Source organism: Rhodoferax sp., from assembly GCF_028688795.1.
Taxonomy (GTDB): Bacteria; Pseudomonadota; Gammaproteobacteria; order Burkholderiales; family Burkholderiaceae_C; genus Rhodoferax.
Genome location: NZ_JAQTXM010000005.1, coordinates 26,323 through 49,879 on the forward strand (window position 1 = coordinate 26,323; position 23,557 = coordinate 49,879).

Below are 23,557 nucleotides of genomic sequence, written 5' to 3' on the forward strand. Positions count from 1 at the left end.
GGGGGGACTTTGCGCCCGGGAATCATCAATAATGACCATCATGGCCCAACAGACCACGAACCAGGCAGATGAATGAAAGATACCCAAATTTTATCGGTCTTCCATGAAACAGCTTCGCCACTGACTGAAGAGGCTGTGCCGCGGCCGGCGGTGCTGGTGTTTGATGCCTGCCACGTGGGTGTGGTGCTGCGCGCTGTGCTGTTTGTGCAAGTGGTGGTGGCGGTGGCCGCCATGTTTGGCACAGCCTCGCCGCTGGAGTGGTTGACGCGGCTCTCATTGATAACCGGTGGCGCCTTGCCGGCCACGCTGCTCTGGCTGATTGTGGCGTGCAGCCTGAAAAAAGGCCTGGCACGCCTGAGCCCCGCAATGCAGCAAACTGCTGGGATCGCAATGGGTGCGTTGGCCGGCTTGTATGGGTGCGGCGTGCTGGCCTTGGTGGGCTTGCTGGAGCCCGCACCCTGGTGGGCCAGTGCGTTTGGTGGTGCCCTGTTGTCTGCGGCCTTGGTGGCGGCCCTTGTGTTGCGTGCCAAGGGGCGGGCACCTGCTGCCACCGCAGCGCGCTTGGCAGAACTGCAGGCGCGCATCCGGCCGCATTTTTTGTTCAACACCTTGAACAGCGCGATATCACTGGTGCGTGCCGAACCACGCAAGGCGGAACGCTTGCTGGAAGACCTGAGTGACCTGTTTCGTGCCGCCTTGATGGCGCATGGCGAGTCCGTCACGTTGGCCGATGAAATTGCGCTGGCCAAGGCTTATCTGGCGATTGAGCAGGTGCGCTTTGGTGAGCGCATTCGGGTCGAATGGTCACTGGACGAGCGCGCTAACGCTGCCCGTTTGCCCCCGCTGCTGCTGCAACCCCTGGTGGAAAACGCCGTCAAGCACGGTGTGGAGCCCAGCACCATTGGCGCCGATATCAAAGTCAGCACCCAGCGCCGGGGTTCCCGGGTGGTGATCAAGGTCAGCAACACCACACCGGTGGCGCACAGCGACCCCGGCAGCGGTTTGGCGCTGGACAATGTGCGGGAGCGCTTGAGCCTGTTGCACGATGTGCAGGCGCAGTTTCAAAGTGGCCTGAAAGACGGCGTGTTCCAGGTACGCATCGAGCTGCCGGCATGACACAAGAAGAGGTGGCGTGATGCGCATCAAAGTTCTGGTGGTAGACGATGAAAGCCTGGCGCGCCAGCGGCTTTGCAGCTTGCTGGCTGACTGCACCGAGCCCGCAGCCACGGTGGTGGGTGAAGCGGCCAACGCCGTGCAGGCCATGGCGGTTTTGCAGCACCATGAGGTTGACACGGTGTTGCTGGATATTCACATGCCCGGCATGGATGGGCTGGCGCTGGCCAAAACTTTGCAGACTTTGCCGCACCCGGTGGCGGTGGTGTTCGTTACGGCCTATGCCGAACATGCGCTTGAAGCCTTTGATTTGGCAGCACTGGACTACCTGACCAAACCCGTTCGGTTTGAGCGCCTGCAATCAGCACTACAAAAAATAGAGCGCCTTACGCATACAAATAAAGGGCTGGAGGCTGATTTGTCTCAAGATTCTTTGGTGATTCATGAGCGCGGCCGCACCGAGCGCGTGCCATTGGCGCAAGTGCTGTACCTGAAGGCCGAGCTGAAATACATCACGGTGCGCACAGCCAGCCGAAGCTACATCCTTGAGGGCTCGCTGTCGGAACTTGAAAGCCGCCATGCAAGTCGTTTCTTGCGCATTCACCGCAATGCGCTGGTGGCACGACGTGCCGTGCGCGCGCTGGAAAAGCACCACGACCCGGAAGAGGGTGAGGGTTGGGCGGTGCGGCTTGATGGCGTGGATGAAGTGTTGTTCGTGTCACGGCGGCAGCTTGCCGCAGTGCGCGGGTTGGTAAAAAAAGCCTGAGGGCATTGCCCGCCATGGCCCCAGGCTGGTGAGACTGAGCTGTTTTTTAGCCGGTGTTCCTGAGCCCCGCTGCAATGCCGTTGATCGAGATGTGAATACCGCGTTTCAGGCGCTCATCGGTTTGCCCGGCGCGGTAGCGGCGCACCAGCTCCACTTGCAGGTGGTGCAGCGGGTCAATGTAGGGAAAGCGATGGCGAATCGAGCGCTGCAGCGCGGCGTTGTGAGTCAACCGCTCTTTGTCGCCGGTGATAAACTCCAGCGCCTTGGCAGTCAGATGCCATTCGAGTTCGATGGCGCTGAAAATCTTTTTGCGCAGGCGTTTGTCTTCCACCAGTTCGGCGTAGCGCGAGGCCAGCGCCAGGTCGCTCTTGGCCATCACCATGTCCATGTTGGAAAGTAGCGAGCTGAAAAACGGCCATTGTTTTTGCATTTGCCGCAGCAGTGCCAGGCGCTGTTTGGTGAGCTTGGCTGTGGCGTCAGGCGGGTTCAAAAACGCATCCACCGCAGCACCAAAACCAAACCAGCCTGGCAAGGTCAAGCGGCATTGCCCCCAGCTGAAGCCCCAGGGAATAGCCCGCAGGTCTTCAATTTTTTGCGTGGCTTTGCGTGAGGCCGGGCGTGAGCCAATGTTGAGCTCGGCAATTTCGCGGATCGGCGTGGCATCAAAGAAATACTCGGTGAACCCAGGGGTTTCGTACACCAGCTTGCGGTAGGCCGCCATGCTGGCCAGCGACAGTTCGGCCGCGGTGTCCAGAAACGCCGGTTCAGCAGACTGGGTGGGGTGCAACAGGGTGGCTTCCAGCGTGGCGGCCACCAGGGTTTCCAGGTTGCGCCGGCCAATTTCGGGGTTGGCGTATTTGGAGCCAATCACCTCGCCTTGTTCGGTCAGGCGAATCTGGCCGCGCACCGTGCCGGGGGGTTGCGCCAGAATGGCCTCAAAGCTGGGGCCGCCGCCGCGTCCCACGGTGCCGCCCCGGCCGTGGAACATGCGAATTTGGATTGGGTGCGAGCCAGTCGTTTGGTTGATGCCGTCAAACATGTCGACCAAGGCGATTTCGGCCTGGTACAGCTCCCAGTTGCTGGTGAATATGCCGCCGTCTTTGTTGCTATCAGAGTAGCCCAGCATGATGTCTTGCTCGCCGTACTGGTCATTTGCGCCGCGTTGCACCATGGGCAATATGCCGGGCAGGGCGTAAAACTCGCGCATGATGACGCTTGCGTTGCGCAAATCTTCAATGGTCTCAAACAGCGGCACCACGATCAGGTCGCAGGTGGCTTGTGTGTCGAGCGTGCCACGCATCAGGCCAACCTCTTTTTGCATCAACATCACTTCCAGCAAGTCGCTCACGGTTTCGGTGTGGCTGATGATGTAGTGGCGAATGGCTTGTGTGCCAAACTGTGCGCGTGACACTTTGGCAGCTTCAAAAATGCTGATCTCGCTTGACGCGTGCGCGCTGTAAGTGGCACCCATCACACGCAGTGGGCGTGCGTCATTGAGCAGGCGCAGCAGCAGCTCGCGTTTGGCCGCTTCATCCAGCTTGGCGTAATGCGGTGTGACACGGGCAGTGGCCAGCAACTCGGCCAGCACTGCCTCATGCTGGTCTGAGCTTTGACGCAGGTCGACCGTGGCCAAGTGAAAACCAAACACTTCAACGGCCCGAATCAGCGGCTGCAAACGTTGCTCAATCAGCGCCTGGGCGTGTTGCGCCAGCAGTGACGCTTCGATCACACGCAGGTCGCGCAGCAGTTCATCCGGGGTCAGGTAAGGGTTTTGCGGTGGCACGGCGTGGCGCGCTGCCTCGCCACCGGTGAGCGCTTTCAGGGTGGCGGCCAAGCGGGCATAGACCCCAATCAGGGCACGCCGGTAGGGTTCGTCCTTGCGGTGGTCGTTGGTGTCAGGGGAGCGCGCCGCCAGCGCTTGCATATCGGCAGAAAAGTCCACCAGCATGGCGGACAACGAGAGCTCACCGCCCAGGTAATGCACTTCGGTCAGGTAGTGCCGCAAGGCCATGTCAGCCTGGCGACCCAGCGCGTGGGTGAGGGTTTGGGCGTTGACGTTGGGGTTGCCATCGCGGTCGCCGCCAATCCATTGGCCCATGCGCAAGAAGCTGTGCACCGGGACGGTGCCCAGGGCGTGCTCCAGGTTGGCGTAAAGCTTGGGAATTTCGCGCAAAAAGGTCGACTCGTAATAACTCAGGGCGTTTTCCACCTCATCGGCCACGGTGAGCTTGGAAAAACGCAGCAAGCGGGTGTGCCACAGCTGCAGCACGCGGGCGCGCAGCTGTGCTTCGTTGGCTGCGAGTTCACGCGGGGTCAGGGCATCGTGTGCCACTTTGTTGGCCGCTGCCTGGGCCAAAATGTCGTCGCGCGCAGTGAGAAGTTGGGCGATGGCGCGTTCGGCATCCAGAATGCTCTTGCGCTGCACCTCCGTGGGGTGAGCCGTCAGCACGGGTGAGACAAAACTGTGCGCCAGCATGTCGCTGATGGCTTGTGGCGTGACGCCCTGGCCGTGCAACCGTTGCAGAGTGGCTTCAATGCTGCCGGGCCGTGTGCTGCCGGCGCGCTCATGCACCGCACGGCGGCGAATGTGGTGGCGGTCTTCGGCCAAGTTGGCCAAGTGGCTGAAATAGGTGAAGGCGCGTACCACACTCACCGTCTGGTCGCTGCTGAGCGATTTCAGCAACTTGTTGAGGGCACGGTCTGCCACCGGGTCGGCATGGCGGCGAAACGTCACTGAAAGCTGGCGGATTTGTTCGATCAAGTCGAATGCCGAGTCACCTTCCTGCTCACGAATCACATCGCCCAGAATTCGCCCGAGCAAACGGATGTCTTCGACCAAGGGACGCTCAGTAATGAGCAGCGTGCTTTTTTGTGGTGCGGGGGTAGGCTGGGTCATGGCGGTTCTCAAAGTCAAAGGGCGGTCAAGCTTAAGCAAAAGCCATGCTAGCATTCTCGATTAAGTCAAGATTACAACGAGGTTACGGCTTTGCGCCGATCAATATGAGTCAAATTCAAGGCCATTTCACCATTGCAACCCGCGAGAGCCGCTTGGCCATGTGGCAAGCCGAACATGTTCAAGCCCTGCTGGGCAATATGGGTCACGAGGTCAAGTTGTTGGGCATGACCACGTTGGGCGACCAGATCCTGGACCGGTCCCTCAGCCAAGTGGGTGGCAAGGGTTTGTTTGTTAAAGAACTTGAAGTGGCACTGGAGCAAAACCGTGCTGACCTGGCCGTGCATTCGCTGAAAGACGTGCCCATGGAATTGCCCGCCGGTTTTTGCCTGGCCTGCGTGATGGAACGCGAAGACCCGCGCGATGCCTTTGTGTCAAACCATCATGCCAACCTGGATGCCCTGCCTCAAGGTGCGGTGGTCGGCACGTCCAGCTTGCGCCGCATGGCCTTGCTGCGCGCACTGCGGCCTGACCTGAAAATTGAGCCCCTGCGCGGCAACCTAGATACCCGCTTGCGCAAGCTTGATGATGGCCTGTATGACGCCATTGTGCTGGCCGCTGCTGGCCTGAAGCGCCTGGGCCTGGCGGCGCGCATCCGTGCGGTGTTTGAGCCGTCACAGATGTTGCCCGCCGCAGGCCAGGGCGCGCTGGGTATTGAAGTGCGCACCGATCGCACGGACGTGATCGATGCGCTGGCCCCTTTGGTGCACCACACCAGCTGGCTGGCGGTAGCGGCAGAGCGTGCCGTGAGCCGAGCCATGGGTGGCAGCTGCTCCATGCCATTGGCTGCCTATGCCACTTTGGCGCAAGACCGCTTGATGATCGATGCCGCCTGGGGCGATACCGAGGGCCGTTTGCCGCTGGTGCGTGTGAGTTTGAGTGGTCTGGTGAGCGACTTGGCCAGTGCCGCCGCCCTCGGTCAGCGCGTGGCGCAAGAGCTACAACGCCAGGTGCTGGCGCAAGGTGGCACGCTGGCGCACCTGACGCCAAGTGTGGATCAGCCAGGTTGAATATGCATGTCATCGTGACCCGGGTTCAACCGCAGGCGCAGGCCTGGGTTGAGTTGCTCGACGCGCAAGGTCATGACGCGCTGGCGCTGCCGCTGATCGAGGTGCGCAGTCTGGTGGAGGCGTCTGGCGTGCAAGCGGCCTGGCAGCAGTTGCCGGGTTATCTTGCCGTGATGTTTGTCAGCCGCCATGCAGTAGATTTTTTTTATAAAGAAAATAAGCCTATAGGCCTTGATTTGTATGCGCAAGCAGCTATTAAATCAAGAGCATGGACCACTGGCCCCGGAACCGCTAATGCCTTGCTTGAACACGGTGTGGCTGCGCAGCAAATCGACACGCCGCCCGAGCAGGCCGGCCAGTTTGACTCTGAGGCACTCTGGCAACAGGTGCACGGCCAAGTACACCCGGGTGACAAAGTGTTGATCGTTCGGGGCAACAGCCTGAGCGCAGATGGTGCCCTGTCTGCCGACAATGACACCGGTGTCGGTCGAGACTGGCTGGCCCAGCACCTGCTGGACGCTGGAGCACAGGTTGATTTTGTGGTGGCTTACCAGCGTGGCGCACCCATTTGGACCGCGGCGCAACGTGATGTGGCTGAGGCGGGTGCCACCGATGGTTCGGTCTGGCTGTTCAGCAGCGCTGAAGCGCTGGGTTATTTGCAGAGCTTGTTACCGAGTCAAGATTGGTCTGCTGCCCGTGCCGTGGCCACTCACCCAAGAATCGCTGCGGCAGCCCGTGCCACAGGGTTTGGTGTGGTGCTGCTGGCGCGCCCCATATTTGCGGACGTATTGGCATCGATAGAATCCTTGGCATGAACGCTGAGCAAACCCCCGACACTCCCCCTGTGGTCGCCACAGAGGCGCCCGCCGCCACTGCTGCCTCGGTGACAGGCCTTGCCGCGGTGCCGCACAAAGCGGTGCTTGGGGTGGGCTTGTTGGCCGTGGCTGCCTTGTTGACCACCGGGTTGCTGTGGCAAAAGGTTTCAGGCATGCAAGAGCAATTGGCGCGCCAGAGTGGTGATGCGAATTCGCAATCGCTGGAGGCGCTGGCATTGGCCAAACAAGCCGCGTCCTTGGCGCAAGAAACCGCTACACGCGCGGCGGTCATGGATTCGCGCCTGAGCGAAGTTGCCCTGCAGCGCAGCCAGCTCGACGAATTGATGCAAAGCCTGTCGCGTTCCCGGGATGAGAACCTGGTGGTGGACATTGACGCGGCGTTGCGTCTGGCACAACAGCAAGCGCAACTCACGGGAAGCGTGGAGCCGTTGCTGGCGGCGCTAAAAAGCGCAGATCAACGCATAGTTCGCGCAGCCCAGCCCCGCCTGGCGCTGCTACAGCGTGCGATTGCCCGGGATATTGACCGCGTCAAGTCTTCTGCCGTGAGCGATACCCCGACCTTGCTCATCAAACTCGATGAACTGGTGCATTTGGCTGATGAACTGGTGCTGGCCAACGCGGTGACAGCTGTTCGCCCGGCGCCAAAAGCCTCCCAGTCCGCCGTGGCACCCGCTGTGTCCTGGTGGCAAAACGGCTTGCAGTTGGCGCTGAACGAAGCGCGCAATCTGGTCAGGGTGAGCCGCATTGAAACCCCAGAGGCGGCACTGCTGTCACCCGAGCAGGGTTTTTTCCTGCGTGAAAATCTCAAATTGAAGTTGCTCAACGCCCGCCTGGGCTTGCTGGCACGGCAAATTGAGTCAGCGCGCTCTGACCTGTCAGATGCCGAACGGATGCTGACAAAATATTTTGACGCCAGTGCCCGCAAGACCCAGACCACCGCCGCCTTGCTGCAACAGGTGCAAACGCAAATGCGGACGCTGCAAATCCCGCAATTGGACGATAGTTTGGCCGTACTAGCGACAGCCGCTGCAGGACGCTGACCATGCGTGTTGCCCTGTGGTTTCTTGGCTTGTTTGGTGTTGCGGTTGCCCTGGCGCTGTTTGCCAGCAGCAACACCGGCACCATCACGGTGTTCTGGCCACCGCACCGGGTGGACTTGTCGCTCAACATGGTTGTGTTGCTGCTAGGTTTGCTGTTTATCCTGATCCATGTGGCGCTGAAGGCCTTGTCCGCGTTGTTCGCGTTGCCTGGGCAGGCGCGCTCGTGGCGCATGCGCCATCAAGAGCGGGCCATGCATGCCGCTTTGCTTGAAGCCCTGTCGCATTTGGTAGCTGGGCGGTTTTTACGGGCCAGAAAAGCGGCGCACACCGTACTGGCCCGCGAGGCCGCGTTGACCCAAAGCGGTGAAGTCTGGCCGGATGCGACCCGCCTGCGGGTGCTGGCCAATCTGTTGGCCGCAGAGAGCTCCCAATCGCTGCAAGACAGGCAGGCACGTGAGCTGCATTTTCAGCAGGCCTTGTCGCAGGCGACCGGCAACGATGCCAGTGGCACGCGCGATGGCTTGTTGTTGCGTGCTGTGCATTGGGCACTGGAAGACATGGATTCGGCTGCGGCATTGGCTTGGCTGGATCAGCTGCCCTCTGGCGTGGCCAGGCGCACCGTGGCCCTGCGTTTGCGTCTCAAGGTGGCCCAGATGGCAGGCAAGACCGGCCTGGCCATGGAGACGGCGCGTCTGTTGGCCAAACACCGCGCATTTTCGGAGTTGTCCGCAAAAGGTTTGCTGCGTTCGCTGGCGCAAGACTGGATTGGCAGCGCGCATGACACGGACCAGTTGCAGGTGGTGTGGCGCCAGCTCGAACCCAATGAGCAGAGTTTGCCTGAGGTTGCCTGTGCGGCATCCGGGCGTTGGCTGAGGCTGGGGGGGGCTGCACGAACCGCGTTCGAGTGGCTGCTGCCGGTGTGGCAGCGTTTGGTTAGCGCGCCAGAGAGTCTGTCGCAAGACCAGAAGATCATGCTGGTGCGTGTCATGGAAAACGGCTTCTCAGCCACAGAAGATGCCATCGATGCCCAATGGCTGTCCCGTATTGAGCAGGCCCAACGGGCTGATCCGGGTGATGCCGTTCTGCAATACCTGGCGGGCGTGGCCTGTGTACACCTGCAACTGTGGGGCAAGGCGCATCAGCTGCTGCAGTTGGCGGTGGCCAGGCTGGAGGACGCCGGGCTGCAAACACGGGCTTGGCAGATGTTGGCAGAACTGGCGCAGCGCCAGGGCAACGAAGCCGAAGCCGCCGCCGCGTGGCGCAGTGCGGCTCAGGTCAGGCTACGGCGTAAATCCTGACGGCGTTGGGCTCTGGTGGGTAGGCCGCAGGCCGCTGATTGACGTGACGGGGCGCCATTTCGCGTCTATGATTTGGCCATGAGTACATACATTGAACACATCGTCAGGCTGACCGATCATCGCGACCGCGACCTGCTTGAATTGACGCTTTCCAAGGCCTTGCTGGACTTGTTGCCAGTGAGCCGTCTGGTCATTGCCCGGGTGATGCGTGAAGAGGGCGAAAGCCGCTGGCTCGAAGTGGCCCGACTGGATGCCAAGGGTGGTGGCCGTGTCATCGACCCGCTTCGCGTGGATTTCTCGTCACTGGTCAAACTTGAAGACGCTGCAGACCGTTTGAAATGCCTGAAACTGCGTGACCGTGTCGAGATCGCTTGGGCTGGACCAGAGGGGCCGCGTATCACCCTGTTGCCTTTGTTTTCGCAATTGCGTGAAGAAGATCAAGGGGTTCTGGAGTTGCATTCCGAAGGCCCATTGAGTGATGAGCATCTGCAAATGGTTGATAGCTTGCGGCGTATTTACCGCAACATGTACAGCCTGCTGGAATACAGCGACCGCGATGCCATGACCGGTTTGCTGAACCGCAAGTCACTCGATGATGCGTTTTACAGCGCGGTGCTGGAAGACCTTGAAAATGCCGTCAGCGTGCCTGCCGCAGACGCGTTGCTTGGTCAGGAGCGCCGTCACCGGGTGCCGGTGAACTACTGGCTGGGTTCCGCCAGGATTGACAATTTTGGCTTGATCACCGAGCACCATGGGCATGCTGCCGCCGAGGAAGTCTTGTCGCGCGTGGCACGTATTTTGACCAACACCTTTCGCACCTATGACCGGCTTTATCGGTTCAGTGGTGACCATTTTGGAGTGTTGTTGCATTGCCCGGACGAGGCGCTGGTGTTGGGGGCGTTCGAGCGGTTTCGGACCAATGTCGAAAAATACAATTTTCCCAGGGTTGGGCGGGTCACAGTGAGTTGCGGCTTCACCACGGTTCTGGAAGATGATTCTCCTGCCAGCGGGATCGAAAAAACAGAAAAAGCCGTGGACTTTGCCCGTCGCAGCGGCGGCAACAAAGCATGCAGTTACCTCGGCTTGGCGCGCCGTGGATTTTTTGGTGCACCAGCGCTTGACGAAGAGGTTTCCGTGGTCTGAGTAGGCGTTGCGGAGACAAAAAAAGGGCACCTGAGGTGCCCTTTTTGCAAAGTGGACGAAGCCACCTGCAGGTTTAGACCTGCTCAGTCTTTTCAAATGGCAGCGTCATGTTGCTCAGGTCACGGCGGGTTTCCACCAGCACCAGTGGACCTGCATCCGTCTGAACCACTGGCGGGCGTTCGCGAGGTGTGTGCACGGCCTTGGGCTCTGCCGCAATGGCTGCTTGTACGGCAGCGACCTTGGCTGCATCCGTGTTCACCCAGTTCAACCCAGATTGTTGAGCCACCTCAGCCAGTTCGCCAAGTGGCAAGTCAAAAGCGGGCACTTTAGGCATGCCCACAAGCACAGGTGCTGCAGGAGCCTTTGTCACGGGGGGCTTGGTCACCGCTGGCGCTGGTGTGCTTGCAGTCATGCTGACTGGTGTGCTTGCCTGGCTGTTGCTGGCAGGCACATCCATCGCGCTGGCGGTGCGGGTGACTTCAGGGGTTGGCGTAGCAAAACGCGGCTCCTCAGTCACTGCAGGCGCTGCCGCTGGTTTGACGAGCTCGGTCGGTTCAGCGACCCGTGTGGAGCTTTGAGTCTGCACCTCGGGGCGCACTTGAGCAGCCTGCGTGTCGTTAGCCTCTTGCGTAAAGTACGACTTGCGTGGCGCAGCATCTTCTTGCGAGGCGTCTTCCAATGGCAAGGCTGACTGTGTGTTGCTGTCGTCATTGCGCTCGGTGCGTTCGCCGCGTGGCTTGCGTTCGCGGCCATAACGGTCACGAGGGCGCTTTTCCCGTGGCGCACCTTCGTTGCTGGCATCGCTGGGCGCGCTTGACTCAGCACCTTGGGTGGTGGCTTGGGTCGCGTCACCCAAGCTTGGGTTAGCGTTGGCTTGGTCCGGGCTGGTTGCAGCGTCTTCTTCCGGGCGTGTCCCGCGGGGACGACGTTCACCGCGTTCAGGTCGGCCACCACGCTCACCGTTGCGGTTGCTGCGCTCCGGGCGCTGGTCTGCGCGACCGGCATCAGGCAGCGCGCCTGGTTGGGCTTCAATGTTTACGCTGTTGTTACCTTCGGCCGCGAGACCGTTGGCTTGAACGTCGACTCGCTCACGCGGGCCATTGCCACGCTCTGGTCGGTCGCCGCGCTCACCTCGGTTGCCGCCACGGGCACCGCCACGGCCACCACCACGACCCTCACCACGGCTTTCGCCTGTGGCTTCACCACGCGGTGGGCGCCCTTCAGGACGCGGGCCTCGCTCCGCACGGCCATCACCACGCGGTTCGCCGCGGCGGGCATTGTCCCGAGGGGGACGGCCATCGCGCGATGGGCGTTTGTCTTCCCGGGTGGGTTCCGCAGCCGGTGCCGGTGCCGGTGTTGTTGCCGGGGCCGGTTCTGCTGCAAACAGGTTCTTGAGCCAGCCAAAGAATCCTTTTTCAGCCACGACAGGTGCCGGTGCTGGAATGGCTTGTGGTTGTACCGCTTTAGGCGCAGGCGCGACCTCTGGCTTGGGTGGTATGACGGGCGCTGGGGCATCAGGCAGCACGCCTTTGATCACCGGGGTTTGTCGGTTGGTGGGCTCTTGCGAGCGGCGTGTCACCGAAGTCGCTTCCTCGATCTCATCGGCCATCTTGTAGCTGGCTTCGATGTTGTCCAGACGCGGGTCATCGTGTTTCAGGCGCTCCAAGCGGTAGTTGGGGGTTTCCAGCGATTTGTTGGGCACCATGATCACGTTGATGCGCTGCTTGAGCTCGATCTTGGCGATTTCAGTGCGCTTCTCATTGAGCAGGAACGACGCCACTTCAACCGGCACCTGGCACAGCACAGAGGCTGTGCTGTCCTTGAGGGACTCTTCCTGGATGATGCGCAAAATTTGCAGCGCGCTGGATTCCGTGTCACGGATGTGGCCGGAACCACCGCAGCGCGGGCAGGGAATGGACGCACCTTCAGAGAGCGCTGGGCGCAGGCGCTGGCGGCTCATTTCCATCAGGCCAAATTTGCTGATGGTGCCAAACTGCACGCGGGCGCGGTCTTGGCGCAAGGCGTCGCGCAGGCGATTTTCGACGTCGCGGCGGTTGCGGCTTTCTTCCATGTCGATGAAGTCAATGACGATCAAGCCACCCAAATCGCGCAGGCGAGCCTGGCGTGCCACTTCATCAGCGGCTTCCAGGTTGGTGCGGGTGGCGGTTTCTTCGATGTCACCGCCTTTGATGGCGCGGGCCGAGTTCACGTCCACGCTGACCAGCGCTTCGGTGTGGTCAATCACAATCGCGCCGCCGCTGGGCAACTGCACCGTGCGGGCGTAGGCCGATTCAATTTGGTGTTCGATCTGGAAGCGCGAAAACAGCGGTGCATCGTCACGGTAGCGTTTGACGCGGGCTGCGTGTTCAGGCATCACATGGGCCATGAACTGCTGCGCTTGCTCGTACACGTCATCGGTGTCGATCAGGATGTCACCAATGTCATGGTTGAAGTAATCACGAATGGCGCGAATCACCAGCGAAGACTCCTGGTAAATCAGGAACGCGCCCTTGCCGCCCTTGGCCGCACCGTCAATCGCGCCCCACAGTTTCAGCAGGTAATTCAGGTCCCATTGCAGTTCAGGTGCCGCACGGCCTATGCCCGCAGTGCGCGCAATGATGCTCATGCCATTGGGGTATTCGAGTTGGTCCAGTGCTTCCTTGAGTTCAGCCCGGTCTTCGCCTTCAATACGACGTGACACACCACCGCCGCGCGGGTTGTTGGGCATCAGGACGACATAGCGGCCAGCCAGCGACACAAAGGTGGTCAGGGCTGCGCCCTTGTTGCCACGTTCTTCTTTTTCAACCTGAACCAGCAGTTCCTGGCCTTCCCTGATGGCATCCTGGATGCGGGCCTGGCTGACAGCCACACCCGGTTGGAAGTATTGGCGTGAGATTTCCTTGAACGGCAAAAAGCCGTGGCGCTCTTCGCCGTAGTCCACAAAGCAGGCCTCTAAGGATGGCTCGACGCGGGTCACCACGGCTTTGTAAATGTTGCCCTTGCGCTGTTCGCGTCCTTCAATTTCGATTTCGTAGTCGAGCAGTTTTTGTCCGTCGACGATGGCGAGGCGGCGTTCTTCAGCCTGCGTCGCGTTAATCAGCATCCGTTTCATGGGTAGCGTTCCTTCAATTAAATATCAAACGAAAGCCCTATAGGGCTTCTATGACACACAAACTGACGCTTTGAAACAAGGAGGAAAAGCCGGAGAACCCAAACTCACACAATGAGTCTGGATATGGGCGCGTGGAGGGGAGCGATGGGGTTTGGATAAGGATTTGCTATTGATCTAATAGCATTGTGCGACCATTGAGTGGGCGCAGATGGCTGACGTATGCCAAAGCACAGCACGTTTGCGCGCTGCAGGCATTTACACATCAGGGACATCAAAACAAACATTTCGCTTCATTCCATTCACAGCCAGGGGCTGTGAATTTTGGGTATTCCGATTCTGGGTTTCAAGGCGCCGTTTTGACCTGCCACTCGGGCCGCCATGCACAACATTGGGTTGGGCATTTGCGGCTGGCGCGTCAGGCGGTATCGACTTTACTGGCGGTGTAAATGGCGTGTGAACTAAACTTCACTGACATAACGAATTAACTATCAGTTAAATCAACCACTTACAGCAGACCGCTAGTGAAACACATTATAGAGGTCAAACCCTCGTCGCCAAAGCCAGAAGTCAAGACCGTGAGCGTTGATGAAGACAGCGCCGACCAGCGGGTTGACAATTTTCTGATGCGTCACCTCAAAGGTGTCCCCAAGTCGCACATTTACCGCTTGATTCGCAGCGGTGAGGTGCGTGTCAACAAGGGGCGGGTTGGGGCCGACACCCGTTTGAATGAGGGTGACCTCGTTCGTTTGCCGCCTGTGCGGATCTCAGAGCGGGTGGCAGAAAAAGCGCAGGCCATGGCAGATGGTGCGGTGCGCGGTGTGCCAGCACGAGACTTTGCGGTGCTGCTGGAAGACGAGCATTTATTGGTGATCAACAAGCCGGCGGGTGTGGCGGTGCATGGTGGCTCGGGCGTGAGCTTTGGGGTGATCGAGCAGCTGCGCATGGCGCGTCCTCAAGCCAGTTTTTTGGAGCTGGTGCACCGACTTGACCGTGAAACCAGTGGTATTTTGCTGGTGGCCAAAAAACGCAGTGCGCTGAGAAACTTGCAAGACCAGTTTCGCGAACGTCAAACTGGCAAGACGTACCTGGCCATGGTGCGTGGTCAGTGGCCTGCCAAACTCAAGGTGCTGGACAAGCCCTTGCACAAGTACCTGCTGGATGGCGGGGAGCCGCAGGCCGGGGAGCGCCGTGTCAAAGTGGTGTCGCGCGACGACCCAGACGGCATGCCATCGGTGACTTTGGTGCGGGTGCGCGAGACGCTGCACACCGGTACCTTGCTTGAGGTGACCATCAAGACCGGCCGCACGCACCAGATTCGGGTGCACTTGGCCAGCGAAGGTTTCCCTATCTTGGGCGACGACAAATATGGTGACTTTGAACTCAACAAGGCCCTGGCACGTGCCAACGCCTCGCCAGGGCTCAAACGCATGTTCTTGCATGCCTGGCGCTTGCAGTTCAATCACCCTGCCAGCGGTGAGCGCTTGGAATTGCTGGCAGAGTTGCCGCCTGAACTGGTTCAATTTTCTTCATATGGAGCGCGCGAGCGCCCTGATACATGACCACACGACGTTTTGATTTGATCGCTTTTGATTGGGATGGCACGCTTTTTGATTCCACTGCCATCATTGCCCGCTGCATTCAGGCGGCTGTTGTTGATGTGGGTGGCAAAAAGCCAACGGTTGAGGCAGCCTCTTTTGTCATTGGCATGGGCTTGATGCAGGCGCTGGCCCATGCGGCCCCGGACGTCCCAAAAGAGCGCTATCCCTTGCTGGGCGACCGTTACCGGCACCACTATTTTGCAATTCAGCACGAAATCAGCCTGTTTGAAGGCGTTTTGCCGATGTTGGCTGATTTGAAATCCCGGGGGCATTTGCTGAGTGTGGCCACCGGCAAGAGTCGGCGTGGTCTGGATGAAGCTTTGGGCACGGTTGCGCTGGCAGGTTTATTCGATGCATCGCGTACTGCCGACCAGACTGCGGGCAAGCCCGACCCGCTAATGTTGCATGAATTGATGGCCGAATTTGATGTGCCACCTGAGCGCACCCTGATGATTGGCGACACCACGCATGACCTGCAAATGGCGCTGAACGCCGGTTGTGCCAGCGTGGGGGTGAGCTACGGCGCACATGAGCCTTCGGCATTTGATGTGTTGCAGCCTTTGCACGTGGCGCACGATGTGGCGCAATTGCGAGACTGGCTCCGGGTCAATGCCTGAGCGCAAGGCATGACGCAAGCCATTGCACTTTGCGCGTCGCAGGATTTGGTCGACAGCAGCAAGGCTGTGCCGTTTGATGTGTTGTATTTTGGTCAGAGTCAATCCGCCTTTGCGGTGCGTTATCAGGGGCAGGTGTACGCCTACTTGAATCGCTGCAGCCACGTGCCGATGGAAATGGACTACCAGCCCAACGAGTTTTTTGACAGCACCGGCCATTGGCTGATGTGCGCTACTCACGGCGCCATGTACGCCCCGCAGAACGGTCAATGCCGCATGGGCCCGTGCCGTGGTGGTCTGGTCAAAATCGAGGTGTCAGAGGCTGACAGCCTGGTGCACTGGCATACTTCAGACAAATTTCAACCTGCAATCTAATATGAACGACCCCGTAACACCTGGCACCGAGGCATCATCCGCGGCCCGTGGATTTGATGAAAATAAGGTTCTAGGCCATGATGTAAAAGCGCAAGATGCTATAAAAAAAGAAGCATTTAGTGGCTTGAACGCCTCTGGGGGCTGGGAGCGTGCCACGCTGGAAAAACTCGCTTTCGCCACCTTGAATGAGCAGCGCGCTGCCCGGCGTTGGCGAACATTTTTTCGGCTGGCCTGGCTGGGATTTTTTGTGACAATTGTCTGGCTGGCCATCAGTCAAGGTGGTGTTGGCAAAGATGTGTCTACGCCTCACACCGCGCTGATTGAAATCAAGGGTGAAATCGCCTCGGGTGCCGAAGCCAGTGCGGAGTTGATTGTGTCGTCGCTGCGCACGGCGTTTGAAGACTCGGGTGCCCAAGCGGTGGTGTTGCTGATCAATTCCCCAGGCGGCAGTCCGGTACAGGCCGGCATCATCAACGATGAAATCTTGCGTCTCAAGGCCTTGCATAAGAAGCCGGTGTATGCCGTGGTGGAAGAGTCGGCGGCTTCAGCGGCTTATTACATTGCCGTATCGGCAGATCAAATTTTTGTCGACAAAGCCAGCATCGTGGGCAGCATTGGGGTGCTGATGGATGGTTTTGGCTTTACTGGACTGATGGATAAGCTTGGCGTGGAGCGCCGTTTGATGACGGCTGGTGCCAACAAAGGCTTTCTGGATCCGTTCAGCCCGCAAACCGACATACAACGGCAATACGCGCAGGCCATGCTCAACCAGATTCATCAGCAGTTCATTGCGGTGGTCAAGGCAGGACGCGGCCCGCGCCTGAAGGAAACCCCAGAAACTTTCAGTGGCTTGTTTTGGAGCGGTCAGCAGGCCATTGAACTGGGCCTGGCCGACCAACTGGGCAGCCTTGATTTTGTGGCCCGTGAGGTGGTCAAGGCCGAAGAAATCATCGACTACACCCGCCGCGACAACGTCGCTGAGCGACTTGTCAAACGGTTTGGCGTGGCGCTTGGCGCGGGTGCCTTTCAGGCGTTCAAGTCATCCCCGGCACTGCATTGACGGCCTTGGCACAGGCCGCTCCCCTTTTGATCTGCGAGGGCCAGCCAGCCCATGGCCGGCTTAACGCCCGATGGCAAACACCGCCGGTGTGGCATTGTCCAAAGCGGCTGGTTTTTGTTTCCACTGCTTGGTGATGTCACTGTTGATGCGGGCGTTGTCCAGCGTCAGTCCGCTGCTGATGGCCAGTCTGGTGTTGGGTTGCAGGGTTTGCAACAAGGCTTGCAACATGGCCAGGTTTCGGTAAGGTGTTTCAATGAACAACTGGGTTTGCCCGGTTTTAAGGGCCAGAGCCTCTAACTCGCGAATGCGTCCCATGCGTTCTTGTGGGTCTTGCGGCAAGTAGCCGACAAATGCAAAGTTCTGCCCATTGAGCCCACTCGCGGCCAGGGCAAGCAGCAACGACACCGGGCCGACCAGCGGCACAACGGTGATGCCCAGATCATGGGCAGCGCGCACCACCGACGAGCCTGGGTCAGCCACGGCTGGCATGCCTGCTTCACTGACCAGTCCGACGCAGTGGCCGTCCAGTGCTGGCTGTAACAGGGGTCGTGCGTCAAAGTTGCCATGGTGGTCCCCTTTTTTATGGACTTCGCGTGGAAGTTCAATCAGCGACATGGCCTGAATCGGTTGGCACAGAGGGGTGATCTCGTTCACGCGTTTGAGGTAGGCGCGGGCTGACTTGGCGTTTTCGCAAATCCAGTGCGACAGGCTGGCGGCTACCGTGATCGTGCCCATGGGCATGCTGGCGCGCAAATCGGGGGTTTGTGCGCAGCCAAAGTCGAGAGGGGCTGGCACCAGATAAAGCTGGCCTTTAGTTGGGGAAGCGGTGGATATTTGCATGTTCACAGCACCTTGAGTCCAGCCGCTTCCAGCAATTGGCAGGTGCGAATCAAGGGCAAGCCGATCAGCGCGGTGGGGTCGTCATTGTCGATGCGTTCCAGCAATGCAATGCCCAGCCCTTCGCTTTTGGCGCTGCCTGCGCAGTCGTAAGGTTGCTCAGTGAGCAGGTAGTGCTCGATCTGTGCGTCGGTCAGGTGCTTGAACAGAACCTTGACCTGCGCCAGCTCAGTTTGTGCAAATCCTGTGGCCTGGCAGACGACGGCCACGGCTGTCTGGAAAATCACGGTTTGGCCTCGCATGCGCTGCAGTTGCACCACGGCGCGCGCATGGGTTTGAGGTTTGCCCATGGCTTCGCCATTCAAGTCTGCCACCTGATCTGATCCGATCACCACACTGTCGGGGTGTTGCTGCGAAACTGCACGTGCTTTCGCCAGCGCCAGCCTACAGGCAAGTTGCTCGGGTGATTCATGAGGTAGCGCGGCTTCATCGACATCTGACGCGATCACGGTGAATGGCAGGCGCAGTCGCTCCAGCAAGTGGCGGCGGTATACGGAGGTGGAGGCCAGAATCAGTTGGCGCGGAGTAAATTCAGTCATGGTCTGATTCTCTTACACTGCACCCATGAGTGAACATGTCCCCCCCCCAATACTTGATACCAAACAAGCTGGCAAGTCTTCCATGCAACTCGCAGGGCAAGATTTGCTATTGAATTATGAGCGTCTGATGGTCGAAACAAATGGGCTAGGTGCTCAAAATATACTGACTTGGTCAGCGCGTTTTGAACTTCAGCCTGACGCGACGGGCGAGCCGCAGGTGGCGTTGCAATTGGCCGTTGGTGTGGTCTTGCCCTTGACCTGTCAGCGCTGTTTGGGTCCGGTGGATGTGGCTGTGCAGATTGATCGCTTGTTCAAGTTTGTTGACACTGAAGCTCAGGCAGAACTTGAGGATGATGAGTCGCCGGAAGATGTGTTGGTGTCGAGTCGTGACTTTGATCTCCAGGCCCTGATTGAGGACGAAGTGCTGATGGACTTGCCCGTTGTGCCGCGTCACGACACCTGCCCGGTTGCCATCAAGCTGGCGGCGGCGGATGTTGACTTTGAAGATGCTCCTGCCAAACCCAACCCGTTTGCGGTGCTGGCAGGCTTGAAAGATACTGATCAAACCTGACCTTTTGAAATCTGGCTGTCATCGGCTATACTCTGCAGTCTTTGCGCATGGTTGATGTGCGCTTTTTAACAATCCCCGGTTGCTGTTTCTCTGGCAGCCCATAGCCTTAAGGAGCGGAACATGGCCGTCCAACAAAACAAAAAATCACCTTCAAAGCGCGGTATGCACCGCTCACACAATGCCTTGGTTGTTCCTGGTATTGCTGTCGAACCCACCACTGGCGAAATACATTTGCGTCACCACATCAGCCCGAACGGCTTTTACCGTGGTCGTCAAGTACTCAAGAGCAAGTCTGAAGCCTAAATTCAACTAGACACCCAAGGCCCGGGGCTACCAAGCGTGTAGCCCCGGGCCTTTGCATTTGTGGATCCGGCGTTAATGCCGGACGTGTGTTGGCCTTGTCATTGTTGTTTGTTGGACGACCTGTAATTCATGATCACTATTGCTGTTGACTGCATGGGCGGAGACCACGGCCCCCGTGTCACATTGCCCGCTTGCACACGTTTTTTGGATCACCATGCCGATGTGCAGTTGATTCTGGTGGGGTTGCCAGAGAGTATGGCGGGCTTCGCCCATGCGCGCGCCACGGTGGTGCTGGCGAGCGAAGTGGTTGCCATGGATGATCCGCTTGAAGTCGCGCTACGCCGCAAAAAAGACTCATCCATGCGGGTCGCTATTTCTCAAGTCAAAGACGGTGTAGCCCAAGCGGCGGTATCTGCTGGCAACACTGCGGCTTTGATGGCAATTTCCCGTTATCTTCTAAAAACACTCGATGGCATTGACCGCCCTGCCATTGCGGGCCAAATTCCCAACGCCAAGGGCGCGGCCACCACTGTGCTCGACATGGGGGCAAATGTGGACTGTTCGGCCGAACATCTGTTGCAGTTTGCGGTCATGGGCTCGGCGCTGGTGTCGGTGCTTAGTGGTGAGGAGAATCCCACGGTTGGCCTGCTCAATATTGGTGAAGAGGCCATTAAAGGCAACGAAGTCATTAAAAAAGCCGGTGAGTTGTTGCGAGCTGCGTCTAAAGCGGGTGATCTGAATTTCTACGGCAATGTTGAAGGCAATGACATTTTCAAGGGTACGGCCGATTTGGTGGTGTGTGACGGATTTGTTGGCAATGTTGCGCTCAAGGCCAGTGAAGGTTTGGCTGGAATGATTGTTGATTTTCTGAGAAAAGAATTTTCGCGCAACATTTTTACCAAAATGGCTGCTTTAACAGCCTATCCGGTGATATCTGCGCTTAAAAAGCGGATGGATCACCGTCGCTACAACGGTGGCGCCTTGTTGGGTCTGCGTGGGTTAGTGTTCAAGAGCCATGGCTCAGCTGATGAGCTGGCCTTTGGCTACGCTTTGGGCCGGGCGTATGATGCAGCCCGAAATAATCTGCTGGACCGGGTTAGGGTCAGGATTGCACATGCAGCACCGCTTTTTGGTGATGTTGCAGTGCCCACCAAACCGGAATCGGCTGTCACCGTTTAAGTTATGAAAATCTACTCACGCATTACTGGCACCGGCAGCTACCTGCCACCGCGCCGCTTGACCAACGCTGACCTGGTGGCTGAACTCGCCGAGCAGGGCGTAGAGTCGAGTGACGAATGGATTGTTGAGCGCACCGGGATTCGCGCCCGGCATTTTGTGGATGCTGGCGTCAATAGCAGCGACTTGGCACTCATGGCCTCGCGTCAGGCGCTGGAAGCCGCTGGCGTGGACGCCAAGGACATTGATCTGATCATTGTCGGTACCTCCACGCCTGACATGGTGTTTCCGTCGACCGCTTGTATCTTGCAAAGCAAGCTGGGCGCCAAAGGCGGCCCGGCGTTTGACGTGCAGGCGGTATGCAGTGGCTTCATCTACGCCCTGACGCTGGCTGATTCGCTGATTCGCTCGGGCTCTGCCAAAAAAGCGTTGGTGGTCGGCGCTGAAGTGTTTTCGCGCATCCTGGACTTCAAGGACCGCACCACCTGCGTGCTGTTCGGTGATGGTGCGGGTGCAGTGGTGCTGGAGGCTTCCAGTACGCCAGGCATTTTGTCCACTGACATCCACGCAGATGGCAGTTACTCTGATATTTTGTGTGTGCCCGGCCATGTGTGCGGCGGCCAGGTGCTAGGCGATCCTTTGCTGCGCATGGATGGTCAGGCTGTGTTCAAGCTGGCGGTGGGCGTGCTCGATGAAGCGGCTCGGGCGGTGTTGGCAAAGGCTGGCAAAACAGAGGCTGACGTTGATTGGCTGATCCCGCACCAAGCCAACATTCGCATCATGCAAAGCACGGCGCGCAAACTCAAATTACCCATGGAAAAAGTGGTAGTTACGGTGGATCAGCACGGCAACACCTCGGCCGCATCCATTCCGCTGGCGCTTGATACGGCGGTGCGCAGTGGTCAGGTCAAGCCAGGTCAAACACTGTTGCTGGAGGCCGTAGGTGGCGGCTTTACCTGGGGTGCTGTGCTACTTAATTTATAGTGAGCTGCGCCCTTTTAAAAAGGGCTATAGCCTGATTTCTTATATATTTATTTAAACCATGAAACCGTTCGCTTTTGTATTTCCAGGCCAAGGGTCGCAGTCGGTCGGCATGCTTGATGGCTGGGGTGACCATGTGCAAGTGCGTGAGGCGCTGGCTGAAGCGTCTGATGCCTTGGGCGAAGATGTGGGCCGTCTGATCAAAGATAGCTCCAAAGAAACGCTTGCCTTAACCACCAACACCCAGCCCGTCATGCTGGTGGCTGGCGTGGCTGCATACCGGGTCTGGATGGCTGAGGTTGGCGTGGCCCCGCAAGTGGTGGCTGGGCACTCGCTGGGCGAGTATTCAGCCCTGGTGGCGTCTGGTGTGCTGACTTTGGCGCAAGCTGCCCCTTTGGTGCGCTTTCGGGCCCAAGCCATGCAGGAAGCTGTGCCTGTGGGCCTTGGTGCCATGGCCGCGATCCTGGGCTTGGATGCGGCAAAGGTCATTGCTGGCTGTGCCGAAGTGACCCGCACGTTTGGTGAAAACTCGACCGAAGTGGTTGAGGCTGTGAATTTCAATGACCCTGGGCAAACGGTGATTGCTGGCTCCAAAGCGGCGGTTGAGCAAGCCTGTGTGGCGCTTAAGGCCTTGGGTGCCAAGCGGGCCTTGTCCTTGCCGGTGTCGGCACCGTTTCATTCCAGTTTGATGAAGCCTGCGGCCCTCAAGCTGAAGGTCCGGCTGGATGAGACCGTGTTTGCTGCGCCGCGGATTGCTGTTATCAACAACGTTGATGTGGCGGTAGCGCAAGATGCTGACGACATCCGCGATGCCTTGTATCGCCAGGCCTTTGGCCCGGTGCGTTGGGTAGAGTGTGTTCAAGCCATCGCTGCGCGTGGTTTCTCGACCCTGGTGGAATGTGGCCCTGGCAAGGTACTTGCAGGCATGACCAAGCGCATCAATCCCGACATGCAGGGCCTGGCACTGTTTGATTCGGCTAGCCTGGCTGATGCCAAGACCTTTGTAATGGAAGTACCAACAGATGAGTGAGATCAATTTTGAAGGCCAGGTGGCGCTTGTCACGGGCGCCTCACGTGGCATTGGCGCGGCCATTGCGCTGGAGCTGGCCAAGCGCGGCTTGAAAGTGATTGGCACCGCCACGACGGAAGAAGGCGCCGCCAAGTTGTCGCAAACGCTGTCGGCCTACCCAGGCTGCAGCGGCAGGGCGCTCAATGTCAACGACGCCGCTGGTGTGGATGCGCTGATTGTCAGCGTGGTCAAGGAACATGGTGGGTTACAGATCCTGGTGAACAACGCTGGCATCACACGCGACAACCTGACCATGCGGATGAAAGACGACGAGTGGGATGCCGTGCTTGATACCAATCTGAAAGCCGTCTTCCGCATGAGCCGTGCCGTGATGCGCACCATGATGAAGCAGCGCTATGGGCGCATCATCAGCATCACCTCGGTGGTGGGGGCGTCGGGCAACGCGGGCCAGGCCAACTATGCGGCTGCCAAGGCTGGTGTGGCGGGTATGACTCGAGCGCTGGCTCGTGAATTGGGCTCGCGCAACATCACGGTGAACTGTGTCGCCCCCGGCTTCATTGAAACCGACATGACGGCGCAATTGGCCGACGAACAACATAAGGCGTTGCTGGCGCAAATTCCGCTAGGGGCTTTGGGCAAGCCGTCTGACATTGCCCATGCCGTGGCGTATCTGGCATCGCCTCAGGCCGCCTACGTGACCGGGCAAGAGTTGCATGTCAATGGCGGCATGTACATGTAAGCGTCATCGACTATAAACAGCGTTAGTTTTCAAGTTCGCGGTCGGCTTGAAGTTAAGTTTTCAAGCCCGGCTAAAATCACCAATCTTTTTACAACCCTCAGAGGGAATCCATGAGCGATATCGAAGTACGCGTTAAGAAAATCATTGCCGAACAACTCGGCGTTGAAGAGTCACAAGTGACCAACGAAAAAGCCTTTGTGGCTGATCTGGGTGCAGATTCGTTGGATACCGTTGAACTGGTGATGGCACTGGAAGACGAATTTGGCATTGAAATCCCGGACGAAGATGCAGAAAAGATCACCACGGTGCAAAACGCCATCGATTACGCCAATACGCATAAGAAGGCTTAAGTCTTTTTAAAGCGGCCTTTCTTATGAAAGCCGCCGTGTCAGCCGGGCCAAGTTGC

The 23,557-nt window shown here is 58.7% G+C and carries 22 protein-coding genes; 18 read left to right on the top strand and 4 right to left on the bottom strand.

Annotated features, from left to right (window positions below; genetic code table 11):
• The first annotated feature begins 72 nt into the window (after nt 1-72).
• Nucleotides 73-1,116, top strand: a complete 1,044-nt coding sequence (locus PHQ58_RS05315; protein ID WP_300108005.1) for a sensor histidine kinase — start codon at nt 73-75, stop codon at nt 1,114-1,116.
• 19 nt (nt 1,117-1,135) lie between these two features.
• Nucleotides 1,136-1,879, top strand: a complete 744-nt coding sequence (locus tag PHQ58_RS05320; RefSeq protein WP_300108008.1) for a LytTR family DNA-binding domain-containing protein — start codon at nt 1,136-1,138, stop codon at nt 1,877-1,879.
• 46 nt (nt 1,880-1,925) lie between these two features.
• On the opposite strand, the gene ppc is transcribed toward PHQ58_RS05320, so the two are convergent.
• The gene (ppc, locus tag PHQ58_RS05325) at nt 1,926-4,775 is read right to left on the bottom strand and encodes a phosphoenolpyruvate carboxylase (protein WP_300108012.1); all 2,850 of its coding nucleotides are present in this window, start codon (nt 4,773-4,775) and stop codon (nt 1,926-1,928) included.
• A gap of 104 nt (nt 4,776-4,879) precedes the next feature.
• Between ppc and hemC the strand changes: the two genes are divergently transcribed.
• From hemC to PHQ58_RS05350, 5 genes are all read left to right on the top strand, one after another.
• Entirely contained in the window at nt 4,880-5,842 is a 963-nt protein-coding gene (gene hemC / locus PHQ58_RS05330) for a hydroxymethylbilane synthase (RefSeq protein WP_300108014.1), read from the top strand.
• A gap of 2 nt (nt 5,843-5,844) precedes the next feature.
• Nucleotides 5,845-6,654 carry a uroporphyrinogen-III synthase gene (locus PHQ58_RS05335; RefSeq protein ID WP_300108017.1) on the top strand — a complete coding sequence of 270 codons (810 nt, stop codon included), beginning with the start codon at nt 5,845-5,847 and terminating at the stop codon, nt 6,652-6,654.
• Complete coding sequence (locus tag PHQ58_RS05340; RefSeq protein ID WP_300108019.1) at nt 6,651-7,715, top strand: uroporphyrinogen-III C-methyltransferase; 1,065 nt, start codon at nt 6,651-6,653, stop codon at nt 7,713-7,715. The genes PHQ58_RS05335 and PHQ58_RS05340 overlap by 4 nt, the downstream gene beginning before the upstream one ends.
• Before the next feature lie 2 nt (nt 7,716-7,717).
• Entirely contained in the window at nt 7,718-9,013 is a 1,296-nt protein-coding gene (locus tag PHQ58_RS05345; RefSeq protein ID WP_300108023.1) for a heme biosynthesis HemY N-terminal domain-containing protein, read from the top strand.
• Nucleotides 9,014-9,091: 78 nt separating this feature from the next.
• A complete protein-coding gene (locus tag PHQ58_RS05350) occupies nt 9,092-10,156 on the top strand; it encodes a GGDEF domain-containing protein (RefSeq protein ID WP_300108026.1) in 1,065 nt (354 codons plus the stop codon).
• Nucleotides 10,157-10,229: 73 nt separating this feature from the next.
• Here the strand turns inward: PHQ58_RS05350 and PHQ58_RS05355 are convergent, their stop codons facing one another.
• Nucleotides 10,230-13,268, bottom strand: a complete 3,039-nt coding sequence (locus PHQ58_RS05355) for an Rne/Rng family ribonuclease (RefSeq protein WP_300108029.1) — start codon at nt 13,266-13,268, stop codon at nt 10,230-10,232.
• 521 nt (nt 13,269-13,789) lie between these two features.
• Here PHQ58_RS05355 and PHQ58_RS05360 point away from each other — a divergent pair.
• From PHQ58_RS05360 to PHQ58_RS05375, 4 genes are read left to right on the top strand one after another with little or no spacing between them, the layout of a single operon-like run.
• On the top strand, nt 13,790-14,827 hold the full coding sequence (locus PHQ58_RS05360; RefSeq protein WP_300108032.1) for an RluA family pseudouridine synthase: 1,038 nt from the start codon (nt 13,790-13,792) through the stop codon (nt 14,825-14,827).
• Entirely contained in the window at nt 14,824-15,483 is a 660-nt protein-coding gene (locus tag PHQ58_RS05365; protein WP_300108034.1) for an HAD family hydrolase, read from the top strand. Before PHQ58_RS05360 ends, PHQ58_RS05365 begins: the two co-directional genes overlap by 4 nt.
• A gap of 9 nt (nt 15,484-15,492) precedes the next feature.
• The gene (locus PHQ58_RS05370; protein WP_300108037.1) at nt 15,493-15,855 is read left to right on the top strand and encodes a Rieske 2Fe-2S domain-containing protein; all 363 of its coding nucleotides are present in this window, start codon (nt 15,493-15,495) and stop codon (nt 15,853-15,855) included.
• Nucleotide 15,856: 1 nt separating this feature from the next.
• Entirely contained in the window at nt 15,857-16,915 is a 1,059-nt protein-coding gene (locus tag PHQ58_RS05375) for a S49 family peptidase (RefSeq protein ID WP_300108039.1), read from the top strand.
• A gap of 60 nt (nt 16,916-16,975) precedes the next feature.
• Here PHQ58_RS05375 and PHQ58_RS05380 read toward each other — a convergent pair whose 3' ends face one another.
• The gene (locus PHQ58_RS05380) at nt 16,976-17,755 is read right to left on the bottom strand and encodes an SAM-dependent methyltransferase (protein ID WP_300108042.1); all 780 of its coding nucleotides are present in this window, start codon (nt 17,753-17,755) and stop codon (nt 16,976-16,978) included.
• Nucleotides 17,756-17,757: 2 nt separating this feature from the next.
• On the bottom strand, nt 17,758-18,351 hold the full coding sequence (locus PHQ58_RS05385) for a Maf family nucleotide pyrophosphatase (protein WP_300108045.1): 594 nt from the start codon (nt 18,349-18,351) through the stop codon (nt 17,758-17,760).
• A gap of 127 nt (nt 18,352-18,478) precedes the next feature.
• Here PHQ58_RS05385 and PHQ58_RS05390 point away from each other — a divergent pair, with 127 nt between their 5' ends.
• The 7 genes from PHQ58_RS05390 (at nt 18,479) to acpP (ending at nt 23,501) form a co-directional block, all read left to right on the top strand.
• Complete coding sequence (locus PHQ58_RS05390) at nt 18,479-18,922, top strand: YceD family protein (RefSeq protein ID WP_300108048.1); 444 nt, start codon at nt 18,479-18,481, stop codon at nt 18,920-18,922.
• A gap of 120 nt (nt 18,923-19,042) precedes the next feature.
• Entirely contained in the window at nt 19,043-19,225 is a 183-nt protein-coding gene (rpmF, locus tag PHQ58_RS05395; protein ID WP_300108051.1) for a 50S ribosomal protein L32, read from the top strand.
• Between the two features lie 129 nt (nt 19,226-19,354).
• Nucleotides 19,355-20,404, top strand: a complete 1,050-nt coding sequence (plsX, locus tag PHQ58_RS05400) for a phosphate acyltransferase PlsX (protein ID WP_300108053.1) — start codon at nt 19,355-19,357, stop codon at nt 20,402-20,404.
• 3 nt (nt 20,405-20,407) lie between these two features.
• On the top strand, nt 20,408-21,385 hold the full coding sequence (locus tag PHQ58_RS05405; protein ID WP_300108056.1) for a beta-ketoacyl-ACP synthase III: 978 nt from the start codon (nt 20,408-20,410) through the stop codon (nt 21,383-21,385).
• 58 nt (nt 21,386-21,443) lie between these two features.
• Nucleotides 21,444-22,412 (top strand): ACP S-malonyltransferase, encoded by a 969-nt coding sequence (gene fabD, locus PHQ58_RS05410; RefSeq protein WP_300108058.1) that lies wholly within the window; start codon nt 21,444-21,446, stop codon nt 22,410-22,412.
• Nucleotides 22,405-23,151, top strand: a complete 747-nt coding sequence (fabG, locus tag PHQ58_RS05415; protein ID WP_300108060.1) for a 3-oxoacyl-ACP reductase FabG — start codon at nt 22,405-22,407, stop codon at nt 23,149-23,151. The genes fabD and fabG overlap by 8 nt, the downstream gene beginning before the upstream one ends.
• 110 nt (nt 23,152-23,261) lie before the next feature.
• Nucleotides 23,262-23,501 carry an acyl carrier protein gene (acpP, locus tag PHQ58_RS05420; RefSeq protein ID WP_087496857.1) on the top strand — a complete coding sequence of 80 codons (240 nt, stop codon included), beginning with the start codon at nt 23,262-23,264 and terminating at the stop codon, nt 23,499-23,501.
• The last annotated feature ends 56 nt before the right edge of the window (nt 23,502-23,557 follow it).